Source organism: Pseudomonas sp. LBUM1661 (genome assembly GCF_059695925.1).
On sequence record NZ_CP166794.1, the window covers coordinates 1,395,241 to 1,419,310 of the forward strand.

At 59.9% G+C, this 24,070-nt stretch carries 21 protein-coding genes and 2 tRNA genes; 8 read left to right on the plus strand and 15 right to left on the minus strand.

Going from position 1 to position 24,070, the window contains the following annotated elements; genetic code table 11:
- Window positions 1-256 precede the first annotated feature (256 nt).
- From ACA057_RS06250 to ACA057_RS06260, 3 genes are all read left to right on the plus strand, one after another.
- Window positions 257-2,158 carry a potassium transporter Kup gene (locus tag ACA057_RS06250; RefSeq protein ID WP_497346768.1) on the plus strand — a complete coding sequence of 634 codons (1,902 nt, stop codon included), beginning with the start codon at window positions 257-259 and terminating at the stop codon, window positions 2,156-2,158.
- A 187-nt stretch (window positions 2,159-2,345) separates the two neighbouring features.
- Complete coding sequence (locus ACA057_RS06255; protein WP_497346770.1) at window positions 2,346-2,636, plus strand: type II toxin-antitoxin system Phd/YefM family antitoxin; 291 nt, start codon at window positions 2,346-2,348, stop codon at window positions 2,634-2,636.
- A gap of 11 nt (window positions 2,637-2,647) precedes the next feature.
- Window positions 2,648-2,935, plus strand: a complete 288-nt coding sequence (locus ACA057_RS06260) for a type II toxin-antitoxin system RelE family toxin (protein ID WP_008010128.1) — start codon at window positions 2,648-2,650, stop codon at window positions 2,933-2,935.
- A 252-nt stretch (window positions 2,936-3,187) separates the two neighbouring features.
- Here the strand turns inward: ACA057_RS06260 and ACA057_RS06265 are convergent, their stop codons facing one another.
- From ACA057_RS06265 to ACA057_RS06280, 4 genes are all read right to left on the minus strand, one after another.
- Window positions 3,188-4,483 (minus strand): virulence factor family protein, encoded by a 1,296-nt coding sequence (locus ACA057_RS06265; RefSeq protein ID WP_497346772.1) that lies wholly within the window; start codon window positions 4,481-4,483, stop codon window positions 3,188-3,190.
- On the minus strand, window positions 4,483-7,125 hold the full coding sequence (gene mprF, locus ACA057_RS06270) for a bifunctional lysylphosphatidylglycerol flippase/synthetase MprF (protein ID WP_497346774.1): 2,643 nt from the start codon (window positions 7,123-7,125) through the stop codon (window positions 4,483-4,485). The genes ACA057_RS06265 and mprF overlap by 1 nt, the downstream gene beginning before the upstream one ends.
- Window positions 7,126-7,402: 277 nt before the next feature.
- Window positions 7,403-7,479, minus strand: a tRNA-Met gene (locus tag ACA057_RS06275).
- Between the two features lie 220 nt (window positions 7,480-7,699).
- A tRNA-Met gene (locus tag ACA057_RS06280) sits at window positions 7,700-7,776 on the minus strand.
- Window positions 7,777-8,076: 300 nt separating this feature from the next.
- Between ACA057_RS06280 and dinB the strand changes: the two genes are divergently transcribed.
- The gene (dinB, locus tag ACA057_RS06285; protein ID WP_150784020.1) at window positions 8,077-9,138 is read left to right on the plus strand and encodes a DNA polymerase IV; all 1,062 of its coding nucleotides are present in this window, start codon (window positions 8,077-8,079) and stop codon (window positions 9,136-9,138) included.
- A gap of 102 nt (window positions 9,139-9,240) precedes the next feature.
- On the opposite strand, the gene ACA057_RS06290 is transcribed toward dinB, so the two are convergent.
- The 4 genes from ACA057_RS06290 to ACA057_RS06305 form a co-directional block, all read right to left on the minus strand.
- Window positions 9,241-10,194: a hypothetical protein gene (locus ACA057_RS06290; protein WP_401357331.1), complete on the minus strand. Its 954-nt coding sequence runs from the start codon at window positions 10,192-10,194 to the stop codon at window positions 9,241-9,243.
- 17 nt (window positions 10,195-10,211) lie between these two features.
- Entirely contained in the window at window positions 10,212-11,927 is a 1,716-nt protein-coding gene (locus tag ACA057_RS06295) for a proline--tRNA ligase (RefSeq protein WP_401357329.1), read from the minus strand.
- A 142-nt stretch (window positions 11,928-12,069) separates the two neighbouring features.
- On the minus strand, window positions 12,070-13,629 hold the full coding sequence (locus tag ACA057_RS06300; protein ID WP_497346777.1) for an AmpG family muropeptide MFS transporter: 1,560 nt from the start codon (window positions 13,627-13,629) through the stop codon (window positions 12,070-12,072).
- A gap of 44 nt (window positions 13,630-13,673) precedes the next feature.
- Window positions 13,674-14,027, minus strand: coding sequence for an MGMT family protein (locus ACA057_RS06305; RefSeq protein ID WP_497346779.1), 354 nt, complete (start codon window positions 14,025-14,027; stop codon window positions 13,674-13,676).
- 164 nt (window positions 14,028-14,191) lie between these two features.
- On the opposite strand from ACA057_RS06305, the gene ACA057_RS06310 reads away from it, so the two are divergent.
- Window positions 14,192-15,199, plus strand: coding sequence for a DUF481 domain-containing protein (locus tag ACA057_RS06310; RefSeq protein WP_497346781.1), 1,008 nt, complete (start codon window positions 14,192-14,194; stop codon window positions 15,197-15,199).
- A 115-nt stretch (window positions 15,200-15,314) separates the two neighbouring features.
- Here ACA057_RS06310 and ACA057_RS06315 read toward each other — a convergent pair whose 3' ends face one another.
- Window positions 15,315-15,524 (minus strand): cold-shock protein, encoded by a 210-nt coding sequence (locus ACA057_RS06315; protein ID WP_002554837.1) that lies wholly within the window; start codon window positions 15,522-15,524, stop codon window positions 15,315-15,317.
- A gap of 354 nt (window positions 15,525-15,878) precedes the next feature.
- Between ACA057_RS06315 and dcd the strand changes: the two genes are divergently transcribed.
- Window positions 15,879-16,445, plus strand: coding sequence for a dCTP deaminase (gene dcd / locus ACA057_RS06320; protein WP_007947207.1), 567 nt, complete (start codon window positions 15,879-15,881; stop codon window positions 16,443-16,445).
- 107 nt (window positions 16,446-16,552) lie between these two features.
- Window positions 16,553-16,762 carry a hypothetical protein gene (locus ACA057_RS06325; protein WP_017336784.1) on the plus strand — a complete coding sequence of 70 codons (210 nt, stop codon included), beginning with the start codon at window positions 16,553-16,555 and terminating at the stop codon, window positions 16,760-16,762.
- Window positions 16,763-16,875: 113 nt separating this feature from the next.
- Here the strand turns inward: ACA057_RS06325 and pdeM are convergent, their stop codons facing one another.
- On the minus strand, window positions 16,876-17,532 hold the full coding sequence (gene pdeM, locus ACA057_RS06330) for a ligase-associated DNA damage response endonuclease PdeM (protein ID WP_497346783.1): 657 nt from the start codon (window positions 17,530-17,532) through the stop codon (window positions 16,876-16,878).
- Window positions 17,529-20,018: a ligase-associated DNA damage response DEXH box helicase gene (locus tag ACA057_RS06335; RefSeq protein ID WP_497346785.1), complete on the minus strand. Its 2,490-nt coding sequence runs from the start codon at window positions 20,016-20,018 to the stop codon at window positions 17,529-17,531. Before ACA057_RS06335 ends, pdeM begins: the two co-directional genes overlap by 4 nt.
- Before the next feature lie 253 nt (window positions 20,019-20,271).
- Here ACA057_RS06335 and ACA057_RS06340 point away from each other — a divergent pair, with 253 nt between their 5' ends.
- Window positions 20,272-20,652 carry a hypothetical protein gene (locus tag ACA057_RS06340; protein ID WP_497346787.1) on the plus strand — a complete coding sequence of 127 codons (381 nt, stop codon included), beginning with the start codon at window positions 20,272-20,274 and terminating at the stop codon, window positions 20,650-20,652.
- Between the two features lie 49 nt (window positions 20,653-20,701).
- Here the strand turns inward: ACA057_RS06340 and ACA057_RS06345 are convergent, their stop codons facing one another.
- From ACA057_RS06345 to ACA057_RS06360, 4 genes are read right to left on the minus strand one after another with little or no spacing between them, the layout of a single operon-like run.
- A complete protein-coding gene (locus tag ACA057_RS06345; protein WP_401357310.1) occupies window positions 20,702-21,466 on the minus strand; it encodes an ABC transporter ATP-binding protein in 765 nt (254 codons plus the stop codon).
- Window positions 21,467-21,479: 13 nt separating this feature from the next.
- The gene (locus ACA057_RS06350; RefSeq protein WP_497346789.1) at window positions 21,480-22,598 is read right to left on the minus strand and encodes a succinylglutamate desuccinylase/aspartoacylase family protein; all 1,119 of its coding nucleotides are present in this window, start codon (window positions 22,596-22,598) and stop codon (window positions 21,480-21,482) included.
- A gap of 26 nt (window positions 22,599-22,624) precedes the next feature.
- Window positions 22,625-23,335: an ABC transporter permease gene (locus ACA057_RS06355; protein ID WP_133837312.1), complete on the minus strand. Its 711-nt coding sequence runs from the start codon at window positions 23,333-23,335 to the stop codon at window positions 22,625-22,627.
- Window positions 23,332-24,060: an ABC transporter permease gene (locus ACA057_RS06360; RefSeq protein WP_497346792.1), complete on the minus strand. Its 729-nt coding sequence runs from the start codon at window positions 24,058-24,060 to the stop codon at window positions 23,332-23,334. The genes ACA057_RS06355 and ACA057_RS06360 overlap by 4 nt, the downstream gene beginning before the upstream one ends.
- Between the last annotated feature and the right edge of the window lie 10 nt (window positions 24,061-24,070).

The window sequence follows — 24,070 nt, forward strand, 5'->3', positions numbered from 1 at the left end:
AGATCGGCAAGGCGACAGACGGACGCTATGTTGCGTCTCTGGTCAAAAAGTGCGCAATTCTAGCGATGAGAGGGGCGCTTGACCAGCTTTATGCAGGGAAATACGACGAGTGCTGCGCTATGCTTCGCGCCGTTACGCTTTACCGAATTTTTACAGTCAACAAAACGTCTGTAACCGTAAGTAAAACAGCGCATGCTGCACGGCAAAGCATAGTGCTTCTCATAAGAAGTCCGGGTCTGAGTAGTAGGAGTTTTGGATGGGGCAGGCAAGTAGTCAGACGGCGGGCGCCGAGCATTCAGCGGCAAAACCGATCGGCATGCTGGTCGCGGCGGTCGGGGTGGTTTATGGCGATATCGGCACGAGTCCGTTGTATACCCTCAAAGAAGTGTTTTCCGGTGGTTATGGCGTGCCCGTCAACCATGACGGGGTGCTGGGGATTCTGGCGCTGATCTTCTGGTCGCTGATCTGGGTCGTGTCGATCAAATACATGATGTTCGTGCTGCGCGCCGACAACCAGGGCGAAGGCGGGATCATGGCCCTGACCGCGCTGGCCCGGCGAGCGGCGGCGGGGTATCCAAAATTGAGGGCGCTGCTGGTGGTCTGCGGGCTGATCGGTGCGGCGCTGTTCTACGGCGACAGCATGATCACGCCAGCGATTTCCGTGCTCTCGGCGATTGAAGGCCTGGGCCTGGCATTCGAGGGCATCGACCATTGGGTGGTGCCGTTGTCGTTGGTCGTGTTGGTGGCGCTGTTCCTGATTCAGAGTCACGGTACCGCTCGGATCGGCATCCTGTTCGGGCCAATCATGGTCACCTGGTTTGTGGTGCTGGGGGCGCTGGGCGTCTACGGCATCATGCAACACCCGGAAGTGTTGAAAGCGTTGAACCCGGTGTGGGGCGTGCGCTTCTTCACCCAGCATCCGGGCATGGGCGTGGCGATTCTCGGTGCGGTGGTGCTGGCATTGACCGGTGCCGAAGCGCTGTACGCCGACATGGGCCACTTCGGTCGCAAGCCGATTGCCCGTGCGTGGTTCATTCTGGTGCTGCCGGCGCTGGTGCTGAACTACTTCGGCCAGGGCGCGTTGCTGCTCGGTGATCCGGAAGCCGCCCGCAACCCGTTCTATCTGTTGGCACCAAGCTGGGCTCTGATTCCATTGGTCGGCTTATCGACCCTGGCCACGGTCATTGCCTCTCAGGCGGTGATTTCCGGTGCGTTCTCCCTGACCCGTCAGGCGATCCAGCTCGGTTACATTCCGCGCATGCACATTCGGCACACCTCCAGCGCCGAACAAGGCCAGATCTACATTGGCGCGGTGAACTGGGCGCTGATGGTCGGCGTGATTCTTCTGGTGTTGGGTTTCGAATCCTCCGGCGCGCTGGCCTCGGCCTATGGCGTGGCGGTGACTGGCACGATGCTGATGACCACCATCCTGGTGTCGGCGGTGATATTGCTGCTGTGGAAATGGCCACCGGTCCTCGCTGTGCCGCTGTTGGTTGGTTTCCTGTTGGTGGACGGTCTGTACTTCGCTGCCAACGTGCCGAAAATCATTCAGGGCGGGGCGTTCCCGGTGATCGCCGGCATCGTGCTGTTTGTCCTGATGACCACCTGGAAGCGCGGCAAGCAATTGCTGGTCGATCGTCTCGACGAGGGCGGCTTGCCGCTGCCGATCTTCATCAGCAGCATTGCCGTGCAACCGCCGCATCGCGTCCAGGGTACAGCGGTGTTCCTCACAGCGCGGCCGGATGCCGTGCCTCATGCGCTGTTGCACAACCTGCTGCATAACCAGGTGCTGCACGAGCAAGTGGTGCTGCTGACGGTGGTGTACGAAGACATCCCGCGGGTGCCGGCGTCCCGGCGTTTCGAGGTCGATTCCTACGGTGAGGGCTTCTTCCGGGTGATCCTGCACTTTGGCTTCGTCGACGAGCCGGACGTGCCGCAGGCGTTGAAGCTGTGTCACCTCGATGACCTCGACTTCAGCCCGATGCGCACCACCTACTTCCTCAGCCGCGAGACGGTCATCGCCTCCAAACTCGAAGGCATGGCCCGTTGGCGTGAGGCGCTGTTCGCCTTCATGTTGCAGAACGCCAACGGCAATTTGCGCTTCTTCAATCTGCCGCTGAACCGGGTGATTGAGTTGGGTACTCAAGTAGAAATGTAAGCCCGCGACATCAAAAAGCCCCTGTTGCCATTGCGGCATCGGGGCTTTTTTTTATCCGGGATTTTCGTCTGGCCTTTGGGTACTCGGTCGCCGAAATTATTTATCGGGTTGCAGCAAGCTGAATTCGACGCAATACTCTGCGCATAACTGTGTGTTCATTTGCATGTGATTGTGAGAGGAGGTGAGTATGACGGCATTACTAGAGCGTGCTGACCAAGCGATATCCGTTACTGCAATGGTCAGGGGCTTCAGTGCGAGGCTCAAGGAGATTTCCAGTCGAGCCACCGAGCGCCTGGTTATTTTCAAAGACAATCAACCGGCAGCGGTCATTATCAATGTCGATGCGTATCAGGAAATGCTCGACGAGCTTGAGAATCTCAGGATTGAAGCCGTGGCGCGGGAGCGACTGATCGGTTTTGATCAAGCCAAGGCCATCAGTCATGACGATATGCGGGCACGGTACGCCAAGAAGGACTAAAGGAGCTGTGGATGGTTTGGGGGGTAATCTATCATCCGGAGGTTCAGAAGGATCTGGATCTACTAGGCGCTGCGGCGGCAAACCGTATTCTTGATGTCATCGAAGAGCGGATTATCAACGGCGAGCCGGACAAAAGCGGAAAACCGCTTAGAGCCAGCCTTGCAGGTTGTCGACGAATTCGAACAGGCGACACGCGGATTGTTTATCGAGTGGATGGAAAGGCAATCCAGGTATTGATAGTCGCCGTTGGCGCTCGACGTGACGAAGAGGTATACGACGCCGCAGAGCGTCGCCTCTAATAACAAAGCCCCCGCTTGCATTGCTGCAGCGGGGGCTTTTTATTGCCTGGCACTTGATTGAGCCTGCGAAGATCCCTGTAGGAGCAAGCTTGCTCGCGATGGCCGTGAACGGTAGCGCGTAAAACCGGGTGCCCTGCGGCGTGCTCTGGTTTTTCGCGAGCGGGCTCGCTCCTACAGGGGGGTGTATTCGCTGGAATGAAAAAGCCCCCGCGACCGTAAGGTGACGAGGGCTTTTTAGTGGGCGGGATCAGATCATTCCTGAGCCGCCGTCTCCTTCGCTTGACGCTTTTCGATCACATCCACCAGCCGCTGGGCCAGGGCAGGGTAGTTCTCATCGAAGTGGTGACCCCCCGGCAATTTTATCGCCTCGCCAACCGCGGTCTTGTCGGTACAGCCGCTCTCGTCGACTTCCTCTTCACCGTAGATGCACACCACTTTCTCCGGCGGCAGCTTGGCCATTTCCGGGCCGGTGGCGGCTTCTTTGCCGGCGTTGCCTAGCCAGCCTTCGACTTCGATCTCGAAGCTGCCGGTGCGGGCGAAGGCCAGCAGGATGATGGCGTCGACGCGCTGCTGTTCCGACGCCTCGAGACGGTTGTAGATTGCTGGCAAGACATCGGCGCCGAACGAGTAGCCGGTCAGGATGAAGCGCTTGGTGCCCCACTTCTGGCGGTAGTGTTGCATCAGCTCAGCCAGGTCCAGCGCGCTTTGCTCCGGGCTCTTGTGCTGCCAGTAGTAGCGCAGGGTGTCGATGCCGACCACCGGGTAGCCGATCTTCGCCATCTCGCCCGCGACGTCGCGGTCCAGGTCGCGCCAGCCGCCGTCACCGGACAGGAACAGGGTGACCGTGTCCTTGGCCTGGCCAGCCGGCACTTCGACCACCGGAATCTGCAGGCCGCCAGCGGCTTTGTCACCGCCGACGAGGAGCTTGCGCAGTTCGTTGTTCAGCACTTGCGGCAGGTTGATGTCGTAGTCGCTGATGCTGGTTTCGGCGTTGGGTTGGTCGCGTACGAAGCCGGCACTGGTGTCGTCCGGGTTGTCGTTCCACGCCACCAGCCAGTGACCGTGAGCGGCGCTTTTCGGCAGCAGGTGGGTGCAGCCGGGTTTTTCCAGGGCCAGGTCGACGGAGACCGCCTGGGCCTTGTCGTCCTTCTGCTCGGACAACCAGCGCCATGCGAGCACGGCGCCAGGGCCGATGCCGCTGACCAGGGTCGCCGGGCCCTTGAGTTCTCTCAAGGCCGATTGCAGGGCGCGACTTTGCAGCAGGCACTCTTTGGGCAGGATCACCTGGACGATCTGCGCCGAACCGGAGCGGCTCAGAGTCATCAATTGTTTGTCGCTGAGCTTCTGCTCTTCATTGACCGCCACCAGCACCTGCGCGCGTGGTGTGTTGCCGGGGATGACACGGGTCATCGCGGCGCCATCGGCCGGGGTCAGCCGTTCGAGGGTCGGTTCTGGCGCCGGGCGTTTCAGGTACCAGTAACCACCACCGAGAATCAGGGCCAGCACGACCAGCGTGCCCAGTACGTACCGCAAGGAGCGTTGAATCATCAGCGTTTCACCAATCCAGTCAAGCCGCCCGCAATCAGGGCAGCAGTATCGGCCAGGGCTACCAGCGGATCGAGTCCGGCGGGCACGGCCATATAACGGGGTTCCCAGTCAGGCTGGAATTTGTCTTTGAAGCGGCGCAAGCCTTGGAAGTTGTAGAGCTGCTCACCACGGCGGAAAACCATCGAGCCCAGGCGCTGGGTCAGCGGTGCGCCGCGACGGGGTTGTAGCCCCGACAACGGCACCATGCCCAGGCTGAAACGCGCGTATCCATGATTTTTATAATGTTGAATCAGGCCGACCATCATGAACTCCATGGTCAGCTTGGGGGCGTCCGGGTGCGCGCGCATCAGGTCGAGGCTGGCCAGTTCATGGCCGTACGTCTCGAGCAGGTTGGCGAACGCCACCGGGCGTCCTTCGAAGCGGATCACCGCCACGCGGAAATGTTTCAGGTACTCGTCACTGAAGCGGCCGAGGGAGAAGCCTTTCTCGCGCACGTTCTTGCCGGTCAGCCAGGCATTGGAAATCACCTTGAGCTCATCCATCGGCGCATGCCCCGGTTCGTGGATTTCCAGCGACAAGCCATCGCGGGTGCCACGGTTCCAGGTGTAGCGCAGGTCCTTCATCTCTTTGCCCTTGGCTTCGAGATCAAAGCGACGCAGATCGACCCGGGCTTCTTCGCCGAGCTTGATCGCGGTCAGGCCGATGTCCATGTAGTACGGCAGGTTCTCGGCGCGTACCTGATAGAACACCGGGCGGGCGTGGTGGATGTCGCAGAGATCGCGGAACTGCCAGATCATTTCCGCCCGTTGCTGGGTCGGGCCGATCGGGTCGTACAGGGCCACCAGGCTGCGGCCACGGCGGGCGTACATCAGGAACGCCTCGTCGTTAGGGTGAAACAGCAACGCCTTGTCACCGGTCAGGGCCAGGCCGCCATCCGGTTGTGACGAGGCCATGAGGATCTTTACCGCGCGGTCCAGTTCGTCGGGTGTCGGCAGATGGATCACCGGGCGCGCGGTCCGCAGCAGCCAGGTCAGGGACACCACCACCAGCAGCACCGCGGCGCCAAGCAGCGATCGCAAGCCGCGCGGGGCATCGGCGTCGAGGGTGAACTGCCACCAGAGCTGATGGCTGTACGGGACGTCTTGATAGGCGAACAGCAGCAGCCAGATCGAGGCACCGAGTACGCACAGGCTCGCCACCAGGTACAACGGCGAGAACGGCAATTCAGTCAGGCGGCTAGGGCGATAGAACGAGCGTCGGAACACGCCCAGCAGGCTCGCCGTCAGGGTCATCAGGCAGGCTTCTTCCCAGTCGAAGCCCTTGAGCAGCGAGAGCAGGGCGCCGACCAGCAGCAAAATGGTGGTCAGCATCCACGCCGCTGACAGTCGGCGACGCAGGCCTTGCGCGAGCAGCAAGCATAGAACGCCGACCAGGCTGGCACCGAAGTGCGAGGCGTCGACCAGTCGGTGCGGGATCAGGAAGCCGATGTGTTCCAGGCGCGTATCGATTTCCGGCGTCACGCCGGAGAACAGCAGCACCACGCCGGACAGAAACACCAGCACCGCCAGGATCGGCGCGGCCAAGCCTGATGCGGCGCGCAGCGACTGACGTGTCTGGAACACCCGCTGGCCTTCGTTGATCAACAGTAGCAAACACGCCACCAGCATCGGCAGCACCACGTAGATCAGGCGATAGAGCAGCAGGGCGGCGGCCAGTGGTGCGGCGCCGAGTGTGTCGGAAAAAGCCGCCAGCAGAATCGCTTCAAACACCCCGACACCGCCGGGGACGTGGCTGAGCACACCGGCCGCCAGGGCCAGCAGGTACACCAGCAGGAACGCGCCGAAGGGCGGTGCTTCGGGCAGCAATAGATACAGCACAGTCGCGGCGGCGGCCACGTCGAGGGCGGTGATGATCAGCTGCAGGAAGGTCAGGCGACGGCCCGGCAGGCGCAAGGTGCGGCGCCCGACCTTGACCAGCAGGTTGTCCGGGTAAGGTTGCTCGGGCAGGCGGCGACGGTAGATGCCGATGGCCAGTACCGAGAACAGCAACAATACCGCTGCTGCAACCCCGCCGAGCAGCGTCTCGGACAGACCCAGTGCGGCGGAGGCGGCAGGCAGGTCGCTGAGGGTCGCCAGGGCGGCCAGCGGTGGCAGGGCGCAACCGAGCGAGAGGCTGGCGAACAGCGTCATGTGGGCGACTTCAGTGGCTCCCAGTCCATGACGTGCATATAGACGGTAGCGAACCGATCCCCCCGAGAGCATAGAAAGACCGATGGCATTGCCGATGGCGAACGCAGTGAAGCCGCCCAGCGCCAGGGTTCGCGGTGCCAGCGTGACGCCGGCATAGCGGCTGGCGGACCATTCGTAACCCAGCAGAATGATGAACCCGACGATGGTTGCGCCCAGTGCGCCGAGCAATGCCGGTTTTGGAACGTCGAGAATCGAGTCGTGCAGAGCGTACAGATCGAGTTCGCTCAGCAGGTGGCGACAGGCAATCAGCGCAATAGCGAACAGCAACAAAGTGACTGCCAGGCCGATGGGCTGGCGGTATTTGCTGACCAGATCAAGCAAGCGCAGACGCTCGGCCTTGATCGGTTGTGTCGCTGTGACGGTGTCTTGTGGATCAGACGAGTTGGCGCGCATCAATCACCTCTTGGATTGTGCGCGACAGGATGGAGGTATCCAGCCAAGTTACCAATCCCTGTAGAAAAAAATAATCACAAATATTAACGCCTCTCGCCGGCATTCGGCGACGGCATGTCATCAGGCGTAGAGGCTTTTGCTTGCGAGTGAGCATAGTCTGAACTCAGCGCATTGGAGACCCGAACGGCTCGCTACACAGTGACAGATCATTGTTGCGAAAGGACTTTTTCAACAGATACAAAAAAGGCCACTCTTTCGAGTAGCCTTTTTTGATGTTTGGTTGCGGGAGCCGGATTTGAACCGACGACCTTCGGGTTATGAGCCCGACGAGCTACCAGACTGCTCCATCCCGCGTCTGTGTGGCGGCATTCTATAGAGATACGCCGGGGTGTCAACCGTTAATCCTGAATAGATTCAAATAAGCGTAAATGAATGGCGAACAGTCGCAGGGGAGCGCTAAGTTTCGGAATCAGAACGATTTCTCATTTCCGTGTGGGGCAGGGTGCCTGCGTCGTTTTGACAAAACAGACGCGCACAAAAAAGGCCACTCTTTCGAGTAGCCTTTATTGATGTTTGGTTGCGGGAGCCGGATTTGAACCGACGACCTTCGGGTTATGAGCCCGACGAGCTACCAGACTGCTCCATCCCGCGTCTGTGTGTCGGCATTCTACAGAGGATCGCAGGGGTGTCAACCTTAAATCCTGAGAAAACTCTTCAGGTTCAATCGCTTAGCTGTTCAAGCGGTAGCTTGATCGCCCTGAGACGCAAGCGTGGCAAGGCTTTCAGCTCTATTGATGGGGTCTGTTCGATTGAGAAAATAAATTCATCCGGGACTTTTCCTACGCGCGGTAAAGAACATTCAGACTACTGGTGCTATATACAGGTGTCAGTGAGATACTGCCGATCCGGCTCGCCATCAGGCCGTTTCTTCACCCTGAACAGCGCTTTTATATGACGCAGCGAAAAATCATCCACGTCGATTGTGACTGCTTCTACGCCGCTATCGAGATGCGTGACGACCCGCGCCTGGCCGGTAAACCCCTGGCGGTCGGCGGTTCGGCGGATCGGCGCGGCGTGATCGCCACCTGCAATTACGAAGCGCGGGCCTACGGCGTGCGCTCGGCGATGTCTTCCGGGCATGCCTTGAAGCTGTGCCCGGACCTGACCATCGTCAAGCCGCGCATGGATGCCTATAGAGAAGCATCGAAGGAAATTCACACGATTTTTCGCGATTACACCGACTTGATCGAGCCGCTTTCCCTGGATGAGGCCTACCTCGACGTCTCGGACAGTGCGCATTTCGGCGGCAGCGCCACGCGAATTGCCCAGGATATTCGCCGGCGGGTGTCCAATCAGTTGCACATCACGGTCTCGGCCGGCGTCGCGCCGAACAAGTTTCTCGCGAAGATCGCCAGCGATTGGAAGAAGCCCAACGGTTTGTTCGTTATCACGCCGGATCAGGTGGAGGACTTTGTCAGCGGTTTGCCGGTGAGCAAGCTGCACGGTGTGGGCAAAGTGACCGCTGACAAGTTGGGCCGGCTCGGCATTGTCGATTGCTCGCATCTGCGCGAGTGGGACAAGTTGGCCTTGGTGCGTGAATTTGGCAGTTTTGGCGAGCGACTCTGGAGCCTGGCGCGTGGGATCGATGATCGGTTGGTGCACAACGACAGCCGTCGGCAGTCGATCAGTGTCGAAAACACCTACGATGTGGATCTGCCGGATCTGGTGAGTTGCCTGGATAAATTACCCGAATTGCTGGAAACCTTGGCGGGCCGCATGGCGCGCATCGACAGCAGCTATCGGCCGGGTAAGCCGTTCGTCAAAGTAAAATTCCATGACTTCACCCAGACCACGCTGGAACAGGCCGGGGCAGGGCGGGATTTGGGCAGTTATCAATTGCTGCTGACCCAGGCGTTCAACCGAGGCGGGAAACCGGTGCGGTTGTTGGGGGTTGGGGTCAGGCTGGAGGATTTGCGGGGCGGGTTTGAGCAGATGGAGTTGTTTGAGCGGTAGTTTTTGCGGTATGCGTGAGGGCCTCTTCGCGGGCAAGCCTCGCTCCTACAAGGACTGTGCAATACCTGTAGGAGCGAGGCTTGCCCGCGAAGCTTTTGGCTTTTAATTCGGTCCCGGATCCGCCACCAGTCGCCCGGCATCCTTGGTCAGTGACTTGAGGAATTCGGTCTGCAGTTCAGGATCGTTTCGGGTCAGTTCGATCAGGCTTTGTTCCAGCTCGCTGGCTTCTTCTTCCAGACCCAGCTCCGACAGGCGTTTGACCCGGTGTACCCACTGGCTCACTTCGTCGTCTTCAAGGTCGTCGTAAATCAGTCCGTGAGCTTCGAGCAACTTGCCCCGCAAACCGCTGCTGACCGCCAGGGACGAGTCGGTGTGCACGTCGTCCTGGGCATCTGCGACACTGATCAACAAGCGGCTCAGATGATTGATGTCATGTTCGGCGAACGGGCTGTCCAGCAGGTTCATGCGCAGGACACCGTTTTTGTCGGTGGTCAGATCGAATGTTTCCTTGCCGGCCTTGACCACCACCGGACGCTCGCTCCAGGGCAGGCTCGAGTACTCGGTGCGCTTGTCGAGCTGGACCTCGTCGATGCCCGCCAGGTTCTGTTGCGCACGGCCGTGAGACTGTACGTTCATGAACGGGTTGACCCCGGCGAAACCATAGCTGAGCCAGTCCTTGGTCACGCTGTCCGGCAGGTTGCCGAGGGCAAACACATTGACCACGTTCGCGCCGACACCGGCCACGATAGCCACCATGCCCAGCGGGATCTCGTAGACCTCCCGCCAGGGTTGATAGGGCGTGTAGCGATCGTAGTGGCGCGTGACTTCGAATTCGGTGACTTCGAAGGTCTTCTGCTCGTGGATTTTTACCCGCCGTTGCGGCAACTCAAGCACCTTGGGCTCGCCGACATCGATCTGCAGGCTGTGATCGAGCAATTTACGCTCGACACGTTCCTCGTGCTCGCTGCGTTGCGACATGTGGTTGGCACAGCCGCTGACCAGCAGGGTGCCGCACAGGGCGGCACCACCGAGGCCTAAGGTGTTTCGCTTGAACATGACTTCTCTATCTGGTGTCAGCGGCGGATTCGGGCCTGGAGGAAAGACAACACGTCAGCGACCGGCAGCGCTTGCGCTTCAGGTTCGGTGCGGCTCTTGTATTCCAGATTGCCTTCGGCGAGGCCGCGGTCACTGACCACGATCCGGTGAGGAATGCCGATCAGCTCCATGTCCGCGAACTTGATGCCCGGGCTGGTTTTCTTGTCGCGGTCGTCCAGCAGCACTTCGAAGCCGGCTGCAGTCAGTTCTGCATACAACTTGTCGGTGGCTTCGCGAACCTGTTCGGTTTCGTAGCGCAGTGGCACCAGGGCAACCTGGAAAGGCGCCAGGGTGTCGCTCCAGATAATCCCGTTGGCGTCGTTGTTCTGCTCGATGGCCGCAGCCACTACGCGGGAAACGCCAATGCCGTAGCAGCCCATTTCCAGGGTGACCGGCTTGCCATTTTCGCCCAGTACTTCGCACTTCATCGCTTTGCTGTACTTGTTGCCCAGCTGGAAGATGTGCCCGACTTCGATGCCGCGCTTGATTTCCAGAGTGCCCTTGCCGTCAGGGCTTGGGTCGCCAGCGACGACGTTACGCAGGTCGGCAACGGTCGGAACCGGCAGATCGCGCTCCCAGTTCACGCCGAAGTAGTGCTTGTCGTCGATGTTGGCACCAATGCCGAAGTCGCTCATCAGCTCGACGGAACGGTCGATGATGATGGGCAGCGGCAGGTTCAGCGGGCCGAGGGAGCCGGCACCGGCGCCAATGGCGTCGCGCAGTTCGCTTTCGGACGCCATCACCAGCGGGCTGGCAACGCCTGGCTGGTTGCCGGCCTTGATTTCGTTCAGCTCGTGGTCGCCACGGATGATCAGGGCGATCAGCTTGCCGGCTTCTTCAGCATGAACCACCAGGGTCTTGATGGTTTTTTCGATCGGCAGGTTGAAGCCTTCGACCAGTTGCGCAATGGTCTTGGCGTTCGGCGTGTCGACCAGGCGCAGCTCTTCGGCAGGCGCCGGGCGAGACGTTTCGCGCGGTACGGCTTCGGCCTTCTCGATGTTCGCGGCGTAGTCGGAACCGTTGCTGAAGACGATATCGTCTTCGCCGGATTCGGCCAGTACGTGGAACTCGTGCGAGCCGGCGCCGCCGATCGAGCCGTTGTCGGCTTCAACAGGGCGGAACTTCAGGCCAAGGCGGGTGAACACGTTGCAGTACGCCTGATGCATGCGGTCGTAGGTGACCTGCAGCGACGGCTGGTCAGCATGGAACGAGTAGGCGTCCTTCATGATGAATTCGCGACCGCGCATCAAACCGAAGCGTGGACGGATTTCGTCACGGAACTTGGTCTGGATCTGATACAGGTTGATCGGCAGCTGTTTGTAGCTGCTCAACTCGTTGCGCATCAGGTCGGTGATGACTTCTTCGTGGGTCGGGCCTGCGCAGAAGTCGCGACCGTGGCGATCCTTGAAGCGCAGCAATTCAGGGCCGTATTCTTCCCAGCGACCGGATTCCTGCCACAGCTCAGCCGGTTGGGTGCTTGGCATCAACACTTCGAGAGAGCCGGCGGCGTTCATTTCTTCACGAACGACGGCTTCGACCTTGCGCATGACTCGCAAGCCCATCGGCAGCCAGGTGTACAGGCCCGAGGCGAGTTTGCGGATCATGCCGGCGCGAAGCATCAGCTGATGGCTGATCACGACCGCATCGGAAGGCGTTTCTTTCTGTGTGGCGAGCAAAAATTGACTGGTGCGCATGGTTGGCCGTTGTCGGTTGCTGATGACGGAAATGACGGGGCATTGTACGGGCGAGATCCGCTGGCGTACAGGCGTGCGGTCGGCTGCATGGCAGAAGGGCGGGAATCGTTCCGCCCTCCGGGATGCTTCCTACGTAAAGAGCCTACGACTCTTCCGCGACCTGAGTCGGAATCGGTTCCGGCGTGGGCGTCGGGCCTTCGCGGCGGCTCTCCTGATACCAGTGAAGGGCGATCAACAGCAGTGTCGGAACGCCGAGCAGGGCGGTGATCAGGAAGAAGTTGTGATAGCCGAACTTTTCCACCATGACCCCCGAGTAGCCGCCAATCAGGCGTGGCAGCAAGAGCATGATCGAGCTGAGCAGGGCGTACTGGGTGGCCGAGAACTTGAGGTTGGTGAGGCTCGACAAATAAGCGACGAACGCCGAGGTCGCGAGGCCTGAGCTGAAGTTGTCCAGGGAAATGGTCAGGATCAGCATGTTCAGGTTGGCGCCCATGCCGGCGAGCATCAGGAACAGCAAATTGGTGCCGGCCGAGGTAATGCCGCCGATGAACAGGATCGGCAGGATACCGAAGCGCACGATCAACAGGCCGCCCATGCCGGCGCCGACCAGGGTCATGATCAGGCCGAAGATCTTGCTGACGCTGGCAATCTGATCCTTGGTGAAGCCCTGGTCGATGTAAAACACGTTGGCCATCACGCCCATCACCGTGTCGGACATCCGATAGGTGGCGATCAGGCCAAGCAGCAGCAATGCCTGCCAGCGGTAACGCAGAATGAAGTCGTTGACCGGCGTCAGCACGGGCGCCAGGCCACGGCGGCCAATGGCCGACAGGCACAGGGCCGTGAGCGTGGTGTAGAGGATCGCCCGAAGGAACGCGCGGTCTTGAAGCAGCAGGTCGAGCAGGCTCACGCCTTCAAACAGTACGCTGGCGAAGTCGGTGTTGTAGAGCTGAGTGAACATTGCCGGTACCGACACCAGCAACACGATCAGTACGAACACCGAGGCCAGTTGATGCGCGAAGCTGTAGCGACCGGCCTGAAGTTGCGTGCGCAGGGGCACCGCCGGTTCGCGCATGAACAGCGAGGTCAGCAGTGCCGGGACCATCAAGGCGCCAAACAGCAGGTAAGTGCCGGCCCACGCCGAATGCTTATAGTTGAAGCCGGTGGAGCCGAAGCCTTCAGCGAAAAACAGGGCGCCCGCGGTGGCCAGCAGTGCGGCGATCCGATAGCCCGACATATAACTGGCGGCCAGCGCAGCCTGACGGCTGTCGTCGGCGATTTCCAGGCGATAAGCGTCGACTGCGATGTCTTGCGTCGCAGAGGCGAAGGCAACGACCACGGCAATAGCGATGAGCCAGGACAAATGCTTTTGAGGGTCGCAGAAGCCCATGCCGACCAGACCGAGGATGACCAGTGCCTGTGAAAGCACCAGCCAGGAGCGTCGTCGACCGAGTTTGCCGAGAAATGGCAGGCGCCATTGGTCGAGTAACGGTGACCAGACCCATTTAAAGGCGTAGGCCAGACCGATCAGGCTTGCATAGCCAATGGTTTCGCGAGCCACACCGGCTTCACGCAGCCAGACCGAAAGTGTCGAAAACACCAGCATGTAGGGCAGGCCGGCGGCGAAACCAAGCAGCAACAGCACGAGCGTTGAGGGGCTGGCATAGGCGGCGAGCGCGGCGCGCCAGGTTTTACGGGGCATGGGCTGGAGTCTGCCTCAAGAATTACGGAAACAAAGCGCGCACTCTAACCGCTGTGCTCTACCGGGCGCCAGCCATGGCGCTGAATATCAACACGATTATTCAGGATACTGATGCCCTCCATGCGCAAACGCGCCCGTTGTTCATCGCCCGAAGGGCTGCCCGCGGGCAGGCTGATACGCCCGCCCGCACCGAGCACGCGGTGCCAGGGTAATGTGCTGTCGCTCGGCAATTGGCTCAGGGTCCGTCCGACGAAACGCGCGGCGCGACCCAGTCCTGCCAGCTCGGCGAGCTGGCCATAACTGACGACTTTGCCTTCGGGGACCTGGGCCAGTGTCAGGTAGAGCGCCGTGCGTCGGATTTGCGCCGGGCTTTCGGTGTCAGTGCTTGAGTCGGTCACGTCCGGAGCTTCCTGAAGAAATTCGCCTTACCGTCTGTAGAGTAATTCCTCGATCACCAATTGAGAAATGAACTCAATAGAAATAGACATGTCAGTCCTTGCTAGGGTCTTATTCCTACGGATAATGCCGACCTTTTTCGCAATCTTGAGCCCTGTATTTGCTTATGGTGTCCAGAACCCTGCTGTGCCTCGCTGTCTTGAGCGCTTCCACGCCCCTGCTCGCTGATACCGTCTGGTTGAAAAACGGTGACAAGTTGAGCGGCAAGATCACCCTGTTCGACGGCGGCAAGCTGTTGATTCAGACCGAATACGCCGGTGCGGTGCCGATCGACTGGAAACAGGTGAAAACCCTGGAGAGTGATCAGCAGTTGCTCGTCAAGCAGGATGCCTACACCGGCGAAAAAGCCAAGGCGCTGCATGCGGCAGAGGATGGCAAAGTGATCCTGGCCAACGGCGATGCGCCGAAGACCGTCGAGCTGGCGAGTATCCAGCAGATCCTCAAGCCCAAGCCGGTGGTCGAGGACTTGGTGTGGAAGGGCAATATCGACGCGGCGCTGGATTACCAGCGGGCGGAAAAAGACACCGACGACTACGACATCGATTTCAAGACCACTGCGCGTCATGGCAGATGGCGACATATTGCGGAAGGCGAGTACAACCGCGAATTCCAGGATGACGTGGTCACCACGGACAACTGGCGGGCAGAATACTCGCTCGACCGCTTCCTGACCGAGAAATGGTTCTGGCAAGGTCGCGTGGTCTATAAGCGTGACAAGGTCGAAGACCTCTCCCGCCAGCGCACCGTCGGTACCGGTCCGGGTTACCAGTTCTGGGACAACGAGTTGGGCGCATTCTCGCTCGGCTCATTGATCAACCGCACGGACTATGAATTCTCCGACGGCAGCAAGGAAAACTTCTATTCCGTGGCGATGAAGTGGGATTACAACCGCTACCTGATCGGCAAGAAGGTTGAGTTCTTCACCAATGGTGAGGTCGGCAAGCCATTGTCGGGTGTGGCGGATTACGCACTCGATGCTGAGGCGGGCTTGCGCTACAAGGTCACCGAGTGGGCATCGCTGAACCTGAAGGCCGAGCGAGACATCATCAGCGGCACCGACGATGCCGATCTGGACAAGACCCGATACACCGCAGGGTTTGGCGTGGCCTGGTAAGGCATAAAGAAAAATCGCAGCCTGCGGGCTGCGATTTTTTTTGCCTGGCAAAAACACACAGGCACAAAAAAACCCCGCTTTTGAGGGCGGGGCTTTTTACTAAAGCAAGTACAAGTTAGATAACTTGAACTTCTTCAGCTTGCATGCCTTTCTGACCGCGGGTAGCGATGAAAGAAACCTGTTGGCCTTCTTTCAGGCTTTTGAAGCCGTCGGATTGGATAGCTTTGAAGTGAACGAACAGGTCGTCACCGGATTGTGGAGTGATGAAGCCGAAGCCTTTTTCATCGTTGAACCACTTAACGGTACCAGTTTGGCGATTAGACATGGTGTAACTCCTTGAACAAAGATAACTGCGACGCAGGAAGAACCCTGGCCGAGACTGAGTGCAAAGAGCAGGAAAAATTCTTGTAGATGGTTGGATCGAAATTCAACATATCGTGTAGAGATTCTCAGTGACACAAGCAGCACAGTGGCGCCACCTTAACCCTTTTTCCCGAACGTGCCAATGCTTCCTGCGAAGGTTTCTCTGTTTTCGTGACTGACGGTGCAACGTATTGCGGCGCAGGCCCGGAAATTACGGGGGATCGCCGAGAATTGCTCCTCGGACTTTGAACCGGGCGGCGCGCCCCGGTAAGATGCCGGACAGAATTTTTCCACCTCGCTATTCAGGACACCCGCCATGAGCATCAAATCGGACAAGTGGATTCGCCGCATGGCGCAAGAGCACGGCATGATCGAACCTTTCGTCGAGCGCCAGGTGCGCGGTGAAGGCGCCGAGCGAGTGATTTCCTACGGGGTGTCGAGCTACGGCTACGACGTGCGTTGCGCCGATGAATTCAAAGTGTTCACCAACATCAATTCGGCGACCGTTGATCCGAAGAACTTCGACGAGAAGAGCTTCGTCGACGTCAAAAGCGATGTCTGCATCATTCCGCCAAACTCCTTCGCCCTGGCGCGCACCGTGGAGTTCTTCCGCATCCCGCGCAATGTGCTGACCATCTGCCTCGGTAAAAGCACCTACGCCCGTTGCGGCATTATCGTTAACGTAACGCCGCTTGAGCCTGAGTGGGAAGGCCACGTGACCCTGGAATTCTCCAATACCACTACCTTGCCGGCCAAGATCTACGCCAACGAAGGTGTCGCACAGATGCTGTTCTTCGAATCCGACGAAGAGTGCGAAGTCTCCTACAAGGACCGTGGCGGCAAGTATCAGGGCCAGCTCGGCGTCACCTTGCCACGCACTTGATCCATTCATCTGGCAGCTAGCGGGAATTCTTGAGCGGGTAGACACTCTATTGGGGTGTACTGCCCGGTTCGCCTACAGCGGACAGGGCCATTGCTCAGGAGTGCTTTATGAAGATCGATCCGCGAATAAGTGCCGAACTGGCCAGGCTTGAGCCCAATCAGGTTGGCGTCTTGGCCTGGTCCCTGTTGGCACATCCGCCAATCAGCATGGCAGGGGGCATCCCCGGTCAACCTGATCCCGATACCCCCAACGAACAACCGACCGAACCCGGTGAGCCCACCCTGCCGGATGAGCCGCCTCCCGCGCCGGTTGCCTGATTGCCAAATGGGTACCTTGTAGGAGCGAACTTGCTCGCGAAGGCGGTGTGTCAGGTGAGAATGATGTTGCCTGACACACCGCCTTCGCGAGCGAGCTTCGCTCCTACAGGGGATCAGCTGACGGGCCATATTTCGTTGTCGCCGATGACGAATATCCGACAGCTCTCGTCCCGTTCAACCTGATACCCACCGGTGAACGCACCAAAGGCCGGTAGCAGGCTGACGTCTTCGCCGAGCCTGTAGCACGCCAGTCGCAGGCTCTGCCGACCCCGACCCTTGAGCCGATAAACCGGATGCACATGACCGGCGAGCACGTGTCTTTGCGGGTGCGGTTGAGGTTCGTGCTGCAGCGCAAACGGCCCCAGCAGCAAAGGCTCGGGTACCACTCTAATGTTCAGCGAAACCGGCGGATCACCGGCGCGCTTGTCGTGGTTGCCACGAATGAGCGTCATCGGCAAATCGCCGTGCCGCGCTCGCCAGTCAGCCAGGGCGCTCAGCGTAGCGATGGCATGGGAGCCGGGACCGTGGAGAAAGTCTCCGAGGAAAATCAGCTGACGGCAGGGCAGGGCGGCGAGTAACCGGTCGAGCACCGCAATATTGTGCGCGGTGGTGCCCTGCGGCACGGGTTGGCCGAGGCTTCGATAGGCGGCGGCTTTGCCGAAATGCACATCGGCAATCAGCAACGCTTCCTGGGCCGGCCAATAGATGGCTTTTTCCGGCAATAGCCACAACGCTTCACCCGCCAGCCGCACAGGATAGGGCGTACTCATGTTGGCTTCCCGGTTTCGGCGGTTTTTTCCAGGTCGCTGACCATACGCCTGATGCGATCAGCGAGTTTCTCCGAGCTCATGCTTTCGCGCATGCGTTCCACCAGCAGTGGAAACCCGAGGGGCGTAGGACGCTTGATGTGATGCAGGTCCAGTTTTAGCCGGTTGATCCGGTCCAGCGTCTGTTCGAGGCGATGAATATCCAGTTCCTCGCGCAGGACTTCTTCCCCGGCCTGGGCCAGCAGCAGATTCTCGGCGTCGTATTGTTTGAACACTTCGAAAAACAATCCGCTCGACGCTTGAACCTGCCGGGTACTTTTCGGTGCACCTGGATAACCGGCGAACACCAGCCCGGCAATTCGCGCGATTTCCCTGAAGCGACGCAGCGCCAGTTCACCGGCATTCAGGCTGGCGAGCACGTCCTTCAGCAAATGTTCTGAGTTCAGCAATTCGGGGTTCAAATGGTGAGACCAATCGACATAGGTGGCGCTTAGCAGTTCCAGCCCGTAATCGTTGACGGCGATGGAGAACGTCACTGATTGCCGTTGACTGAGCCGCCACGCCAGCAGGCTCGCCAAGCCCAGATGCACCTGGCGGCCGGCGAAGGGATAGAGGAAAAGATGCCAACCCTCGCGGGATTTTAGCGCTTCGGCCAGCAGGCTATGCTCGGTTGGCACGCCTGACCACTGTTGCTGCACCGCTAACAGCGGACGCAGCGCCTGCATTTCCGGGCCGGTGAATTCACCCTGCGCCGCAGCACTGAATCGGGCGACCACCGCGTTGGCCAACTCGCTGGACAGTGGCATGCGCCCGCCATTCCAGCGCGGCACCGCGGCTTTCTTCACCGTGCTGCGTTTGACATAAGCAGTCATGTTTTCGACCCGGACCAATTCCAGCAAACGGCCGGCAAAAAGAAAACCATCGCCGGGCTTGAGTCGCGCGATGAACCCTTCCTCGACACTGCCCAGTTGCTTGCCACCGCCGCCCTTGCTCCAGAATTTCAACTGAATACTCGCGTCGCTGACGATGGTGCCGATGCTCATGCGATGCCGTCGGGCCAATCGTGCGTCGGGGACGCGCCACACGCCGAGTTCATCGGGTTCTACCCGGCGGTAATCGGGATAGGCGGTCAGAGAAAGACCGCCGTGTCGTACGAAAGCCAGCGCCCACGTCCAATCGGCCGGGCTAAGGTCACGATAAGCCCAGGCTCCGCGCACTTCTTCGTACAACTCATCGGGCAGAAACCCGCCGCCCAGCGCCATGCTGACCAGGTGCTGCACCAGCACATCCAGTGGCTTGTGCGGCGATTCGCGGGGCTCGATCCGTCTTTGTGCCACGGCATCCCGGGCCGCGACCGCTTCGATCAACTCCAGACTGTGCGTCGGCACCAGTGTGACTCGCGACACCCGCCCCGGCGCGTGACCCGAGCGGCCGGCACGCTGCATCAGCCGCGCTACGCCCTTGGCCGAGCCGATTTGCAGCACGCGTTCCACCGGCAGGAAATCCACGCCCAGATCCAGGCTGGACGTGCAGACGACCGCTTTGAGTTGGCCTTCCTTGAGTGCGCGTTCAACCCAGTCACGGGTGTCTCGCGACAATGAGCTGTGATGCAAGGCGATCAACCCGGCCCACTCCGGGCGAGCTTCCAGTAAGGCCTGATACCAGATTTCCGATTGCGCGCGGGTGTTGGTGAACACCAGGGTGCCGGGGCTGGATTCAATCTCGGTGACCACTTGCGGCAACATCTTCAGGCCGATGTGTCCGGCCCACGGAAAGCGTTCGATGGCCGGAGGTAACAAGGTGTCGACCCGCAGCTCTTTGCCGTTTTGACCTTGAACGCTGATGCCGCCGCCCTGTGGGATTAATACCTGCTCGGCGTGGTCCTGATTACCCAGCGTGGCGGAAACGCCCCAGACGATCAGCTCGGGCTGCCAGTGGCGCAAACGGGCGAGGGCCAGTTGCAGTTGCACGCCGCGTTTGTTGCCGAGCAGTTCATGCCATTCATCGACCACGACCATGCACAAGGTCGAGAGCGCTGTATGCGCATCGGCGCGTGCAAGCATCAGCGTGAGACTTTCCGGGGTGGTGATCAGTGTGGTCGGCAGGCGCCGGCTCTGGCGCGCGCGTTCGCTGCTGCGGGTGTCGCCGGTGCGCAGGCCGATGCTCCATGGGATCTGCAAGTCCTGCAGCGGCGCTTCGAGCGCGCGCGCCGTGTCGGCGGCCAATGCGCGCATGGGCGTTATCCACAGCACCGTCAGCGGTGGCGCAACCGGTTTGCGTTTGCGTGGATTTTCAACAGGAGGGGAGGCGCGTGCGAAGCGGTTGAGCGCCGCGAACCAGACTGCATAGGTTTTACCGGCACCGGTGCTGGCGTGCAGCAACCCGGACTGACCTTGTTTAACCGCCGCCCACACCTGTTTCTGAAAGACGAATGGCTTCCAGCCGCGAGCGGTGAACCAGTGTTTGGCGAAGTTGGTGGTGGTTCCCATGCCGGCGGTGTGCGCTCTGGAAGTGTTCTTTCAGTGACCGCGGCGCAATGTGACAAGTTTAATCGAGAGTGCCGTTGTCCTCGCAAGCGCCTCTGCGCCTGCGTTATCGCTCTTCAATATCCGGAAATAACTGTGTAGGCGGTTGAAACCTATTCGTAGGTTGTCCGTGTTTTTATCGTCACGTCGCGCGTCCTGCGACCCAGGAAGGGTTGGGGCGGGTAATTCTCAATAACAGTGAAAAAGGACGTTCAAAATGAGTACAAATCGATCGGGCCGATTAAGTGCCGATGTCATCACGGCCAGCGAACCCTTGATGTTTCGTGTGACGCAAGGGCTCGTATATTACGAGCGGCCGGGCGTACATTGCATCGAGGCGGATAATGGTGAGGGGACGGCGTTTTATATCTATCTGCCGCTGGGAATCGAGAGTGGCCGTTTCAATCTGGGGCTCAGCGAGCAGTCCCCCATGATCATCCATGTGACAGGCCACTCCGAAGCGGAGCTTTATCCCGGCATGCTTGAGTTGGCGGTGGGTGGCGATGCGCAGTTTTCCGCCAGCTTCAGCGGGATAGATGCCGATGGTCTGGCAGTGGAAAATGGCAGTTTCAGTCTGGAACACCCTGCGGCTGTTTGACTTTCGACTGACGGGAGCCAGGTGAAGGGCTCCCGTTGCAAGGCGACGATTACTTCAGATTACCGCTGAGAAACTGCTTCAATCGTTCGCTTTTCGGATTGCCCAGCACGTCTTCCGGCGCGCCTTCTTCCTCGACCAGCCCCTGGTGCAGAAACAGCACTTGGCTCGATACCTTGCGGGCGAAGCTCATTTCGTGGGTCACCATGATCATGGTCCGGCCTTCTTCGGCCAGGCCCTGGATCACGCGAAGTACTTCACCCACCAGTTCCGGGTCGAGCGCCGAGGTCGGTTCGTCGAACAGCATGACTTCCGGTTCCATGGCCAACGCGCGGGCAATCGCGACCCGTTGCTGTTGGCCTCCGGACAGGAATGCCGGGTATTGGTCCGCTACGCGTGCGGCCAGACCCACTTTGTCGAGGTAGCGTCGGGCGCGGTCTTCGGCTTCTTGCTTGCTGCAACCCAACACCCGGCGCGGGGCCATGGTGATGTTTTCCAGCACCGTCATGTGGCTCCACAGGTTGAAGTGCTGGAACACCATGGCCAGACGGGTGCGAATCCGCTGCAGTTCAGCGGGGTCGGCCACGTGGATACCGTGGCGATCCTTAGCCATGCGGATGTCCTGGCCGTCGAGGCTCATGGTGCCTTCGTTGGGTTGTTCGAGAAAGTTGATGCAACGCAAAAAAGTACTTTTGCCCGAGCCGCTGGCGCCGATCAGGCTGATGACGTCGCCGGTGTTGGCCTTGAGTGAAACGCCTTTGAGCACATGATGATCGCCATAGCTTTTATGCAGGCCTTCGATGGTCAGTTTGTACATGGGGCATGCATCCTCAAGGCGAAAGTAGGTAGCCGCTGCGATAGGCCTCGGTGCCCGCGACATGCGCGATCACCATACCGGCAGTGGCCATGCGACGCAGCGAGCGGGCGTACATCAACCCGGCGGCGGTGCAATGAACGGGCGTGACGCGATCAGAGATCGGGTCAATGATTTCGGCGATCAATTGCCCGGCTTCCAGGTACTCGCCCGGCAGCGCGGTGAATACCAGCAAGCCACCGACGGGAGTCGCCACCGGTTCGACACCGGCCAGCGGGGTGGCCGGGTAGGGCAGCTCGGGCAGTGGCGCCGGTGCGCCGGCAATCGCGCCGAAGTGAGTCAGGTATTCGATCAGCGCCTGGCAGTCGAGGCTGGCCAACGGGTGATTGACGTCGCCCTGGCCACGCAATTCGACGGTGACCGAGAAACTGCCCGGTGGAATGTCGAAGTGTTCGCCGAAGCGCTCCTTCAACTGCCACCAGAGCAGGGTGAAGCATTCGTCGAACGACTGGCCGCCGGAATCGGTGGCCAGCAGGCTGGCTTCGGCACCGATGTAACGGGCCAGCGGCTCGACCTGCGGCCAGGCCTCCGGCGTGGTGTAAAGGTGCGCGACGGCTTCGAAATCGCAATGCAGGTCCAGCACCATGTCCGCATCGCACGCCAGCCGTTGCAGGGTCAGGCGCTGGGATTGCAGTTGAGTGCTGGCGGTCTGTTTGGCCAGCGCATTGCGCAAGTTACTGCGGATCAGTTCGAGGTTGCGCTGCGGGTCGTCGCTGAGCTGGCCTTCGATCGCATTGCCGACTTCTTCACTCAGGTCGACGAACCAGCGATTGAAGTTCTGCCCGCTTTCGAGCTCGTAGCGGCCCAGCGGCACGTCCATCAGCACCTGTTCCAGGCCGGCCGGATTGGCCACCGGCACCAAGACGATTTCGCTGCGCAGGCGGCCAGCGGCTTCCAGCTCCGCCAAACGCCGCTTGAGGTGCCAGGCGACCAGCATGCCGGGCATTTCATCGGCGTGCAGGGACGCCTGGATGTAGACCTTGCCTTTGGCCGGCAAGGGGCCGAAATGGAAACTGTGGATCTGTCGTGCAGTCCCCGGCAGCGGGGCCAGCAGGTCATGAATCTGGTGGCGCATTTGTCTTATTCCAGGAAGCTTGGGCCCTAGTGTGTCGGCCCGAGGAAGGCCAGCCATCGGCGTTCGGCGAGGCGGAACAGGCCGACCAGCGCAAAGGTCACGGTCAGGTAGATCAGCGCGGCAATGCCGAACGACTGGAAGGTCAGGAAGGTCGCCGAGTTGGCGTCCCGAGCAACTTTCAAGATGTCCGGAATGGTCGCGGTGAACGCCACGGTGGTCGAGTGCAGCATCAGAATCACTTCGTTGCTGTAATAAGGCAACGAGCGACGCAGGGCCGAAGGCATGATCACGTAGGCATACAGCTTCCAGCCTGTCAGACCGTAAGCCTTGGCCGCTTCGACTTCACCGTGGTTCATGCTGCGAATCGCCCCGGCGAAAATCTCCGTGGTGTAGGCGCAGGTGTTCAGGGCGAAGGCCAGGATGGTGCAGTTCATCGCATCGCGAAAGAACGCATCCAGCACTGGTTGGGCACGTACCGCCGCCAGGCTGTAAATCCCGGTGTAGCAGATCAGCAACTGGATATACAGCGGCGTCCCACGGAACAGATAGGTGTAGAACTGCACCGGCCAGCGAACGTAGAAGTGCGGCGAAACCCGAGCGATGGACAGCGGGATCGACACCAGGAAACCGATGAAGATCGACGCACTGAGCAGCCACAGGGTCATGGCCAGGCCGGTGATGTTGTTGCCGTCGCTATAAAGGAAGGGTTTCCAGTATTCCTGCAGGAGTTCGATCATCGTACGGCCTCCCGGGAGCCCGCGGCGTAACGGCGTTCAAGCCAGCGCAGGACGACGTTGGACGCACTGGTGATCAGCAGGTAAATCACGGCCGCCAGTACGAGGAAGTAGAACAGCTGATAAGTGCTTTTGCCGGCGTCCTGAGCGGCCTTGACCAGATCGGCGAGGCCGATGATCGATACCAGGGCGGTGGCCTTGAGCATCACCATCCAGTTGTTACCGATGCCTGGCAGGGCAAAGCGCATCATCTGCGGGAACACCACGATCCAGAACCGCTGGCCGCGCTTGAGGCCATAGGCTGTGGCGGCTTCGACCTGACCCCGGGGGACCGCGAGGATCGCGCCACGGAAAGTTTCGGTGAAATACGCGCCATAAATGAAGCCCAGGGTGATGACCCCGGCGCTGAACGGGTTGATCTCGATGTATTCCCATTCCATGAAATCGGTGAACGACGTCAACCAGGTTTGCAGGCTGTAGAAAATCAGCAGCATCAGCACCAGGTCCGGTACGCCGCGAATCAGCGTGGTGTAGACCTGCGCCGGTACCCGCACCAGTTTTACTTTTGACAGCTTGGCACTGGCGCCGAGCAGGCCGAGCAACACGGCCAACAACAGCGACAACACCGACAATTTGATGGTCATCCAGGTGCCTTCCATCAGCAACGGGCCGAAGCCATGGAGGCTGAAGGCTGAGAGCCCCAGATTTTGTAATAGGTTTTCGAACATAAATCAGCAA

Excerpts from the sequence above, each read along its gene's own strand:
- ACA057_RS06310 (WP_497346781.1), top strand. The coding sequence starts at position 14,192 with ATGGTGTCCAGAACCCTGCTGTGCCTCGCTGTCTTGAGCGCTTCCACG.
- ACA057_RS06295 (WP_401357329.1), bottom strand. The coding sequence starts at position 11,927 with ATGCGCACCAGTCAATTTTTGCTCGCCACACAGAAAGAAACGCCTTCC.
- ACA057_RS06265 (WP_497346772.1), bottom strand. The coding sequence starts at position 4,483 with ATGATTCAACGCTCCTTGCGGTACGTACTGGGCACGCTGGTCGTGCTG.
- dcd (WP_007947207.1), top strand. The coding sequence starts at position 15,879 with ATGAGCATCAAATCGGACAAGTGGATTCGCCGCATGGCGCAAGAGCAC.
- ACA057_RS06325 (WP_017336784.1), top strand. The coding sequence starts at position 16,553 with ATGAAGATCGATCCGCGAATAAGTGCCGAACTGGCCAGGCTTGAGCCC.
- ACA057_RS06300 (WP_497346777.1), bottom strand. The coding sequence starts at position 13,629 with ATGCCCCGTAAAACCTGGCGCGCCGCGCTCGCCGCCTATGCCAGCCCC.
- ACA057_RS06360 (WP_497346792.1), bottom strand. The coding sequence starts at position 24,060 with ATGTTCGAAAACCTATTACAAAATCTGGGGCTCTCAGCCTTCAGCCTC.
- ACA057_RS06315 (WP_002554837.1), bottom strand. The coding sequence starts at position 15,524 with ATGTCTAATCGCCAAACTGGTACCGTTAAGTGGTTCAACGATGAAAAA.
- pdeM (WP_497346783.1), bottom strand. The coding sequence starts at position 17,532 with ATGAGTACGCCCTATCCTGTGCGGCTGGCGGGTGAAGCGTTGTGGCTA.
- ACA057_RS06345 (WP_401357310.1), bottom strand. The coding sequence starts at position 21,466 with ATGTACAAACTGACCATCGAAGGCCTGCATAAAAGCTATGGCGATCAT.
- ACA057_RS06260 (WP_008010128.1), top strand. The coding sequence starts at position 2,648 with ATGGTTTGGGGGGTAATCTATCATCCGGAGGTTCAGAAGGATCTGGAT.
- mprF (WP_497346774.1), bottom strand. The coding sequence starts at position 7,125 with ATGCGCGCCAACTCGTCTGATCCACAAGACACCGTCACAGCGACACAA.
- ACA057_RS06355 (WP_133837312.1), bottom strand. The coding sequence starts at position 23,335 with ATGATCGAACTCCTGCAGGAATACTGGAAACCCTTCCTTTATAGCGAC.
- dinB (WP_150784020.1), top strand. The coding sequence starts at position 8,077 with ATGACGCAGCGAAAAATCATCCACGTCGATTGTGACTGCTTCTACGCC.
- ACA057_RS06335 (WP_497346785.1), bottom strand. The coding sequence starts at position 20,018 with ATGGGAACCACCACCAACTTCGCCAAACACTGGTTCACCGCTCGCGGC.
- ACA057_RS06340 (WP_497346787.1), top strand. The coding sequence starts at position 20,272 with ATGAGTACAAATCGATCGGGCCGATTAAGTGCCGATGTCATCACGGCC.
- ACA057_RS06250 (WP_497346768.1), top strand. The coding sequence starts at position 257 with ATGGGGCAGGCAAGTAGTCAGACGGCGGGCGCCGAGCATTCAGCGGCA.
- ACA057_RS06290 (WP_401357331.1), bottom strand. The coding sequence starts at position 10,194 with ATGTTCAAGCGAAACACCTTAGGCCTCGGTGGTGCCGCCCTGTGCGGC.
- ACA057_RS06255 (WP_497346770.1), top strand. The coding sequence starts at position 2,346 with ATGACGGCATTACTAGAGCGTGCTGACCAAGCGATATCCGTTACTGCA.
- ACA057_RS06350 (WP_497346789.1), bottom strand. The coding sequence starts at position 22,598 with ATGCGCCACCAGATTCATGACCTGCTGGCCCCGCTGCCGGGGACTGCA.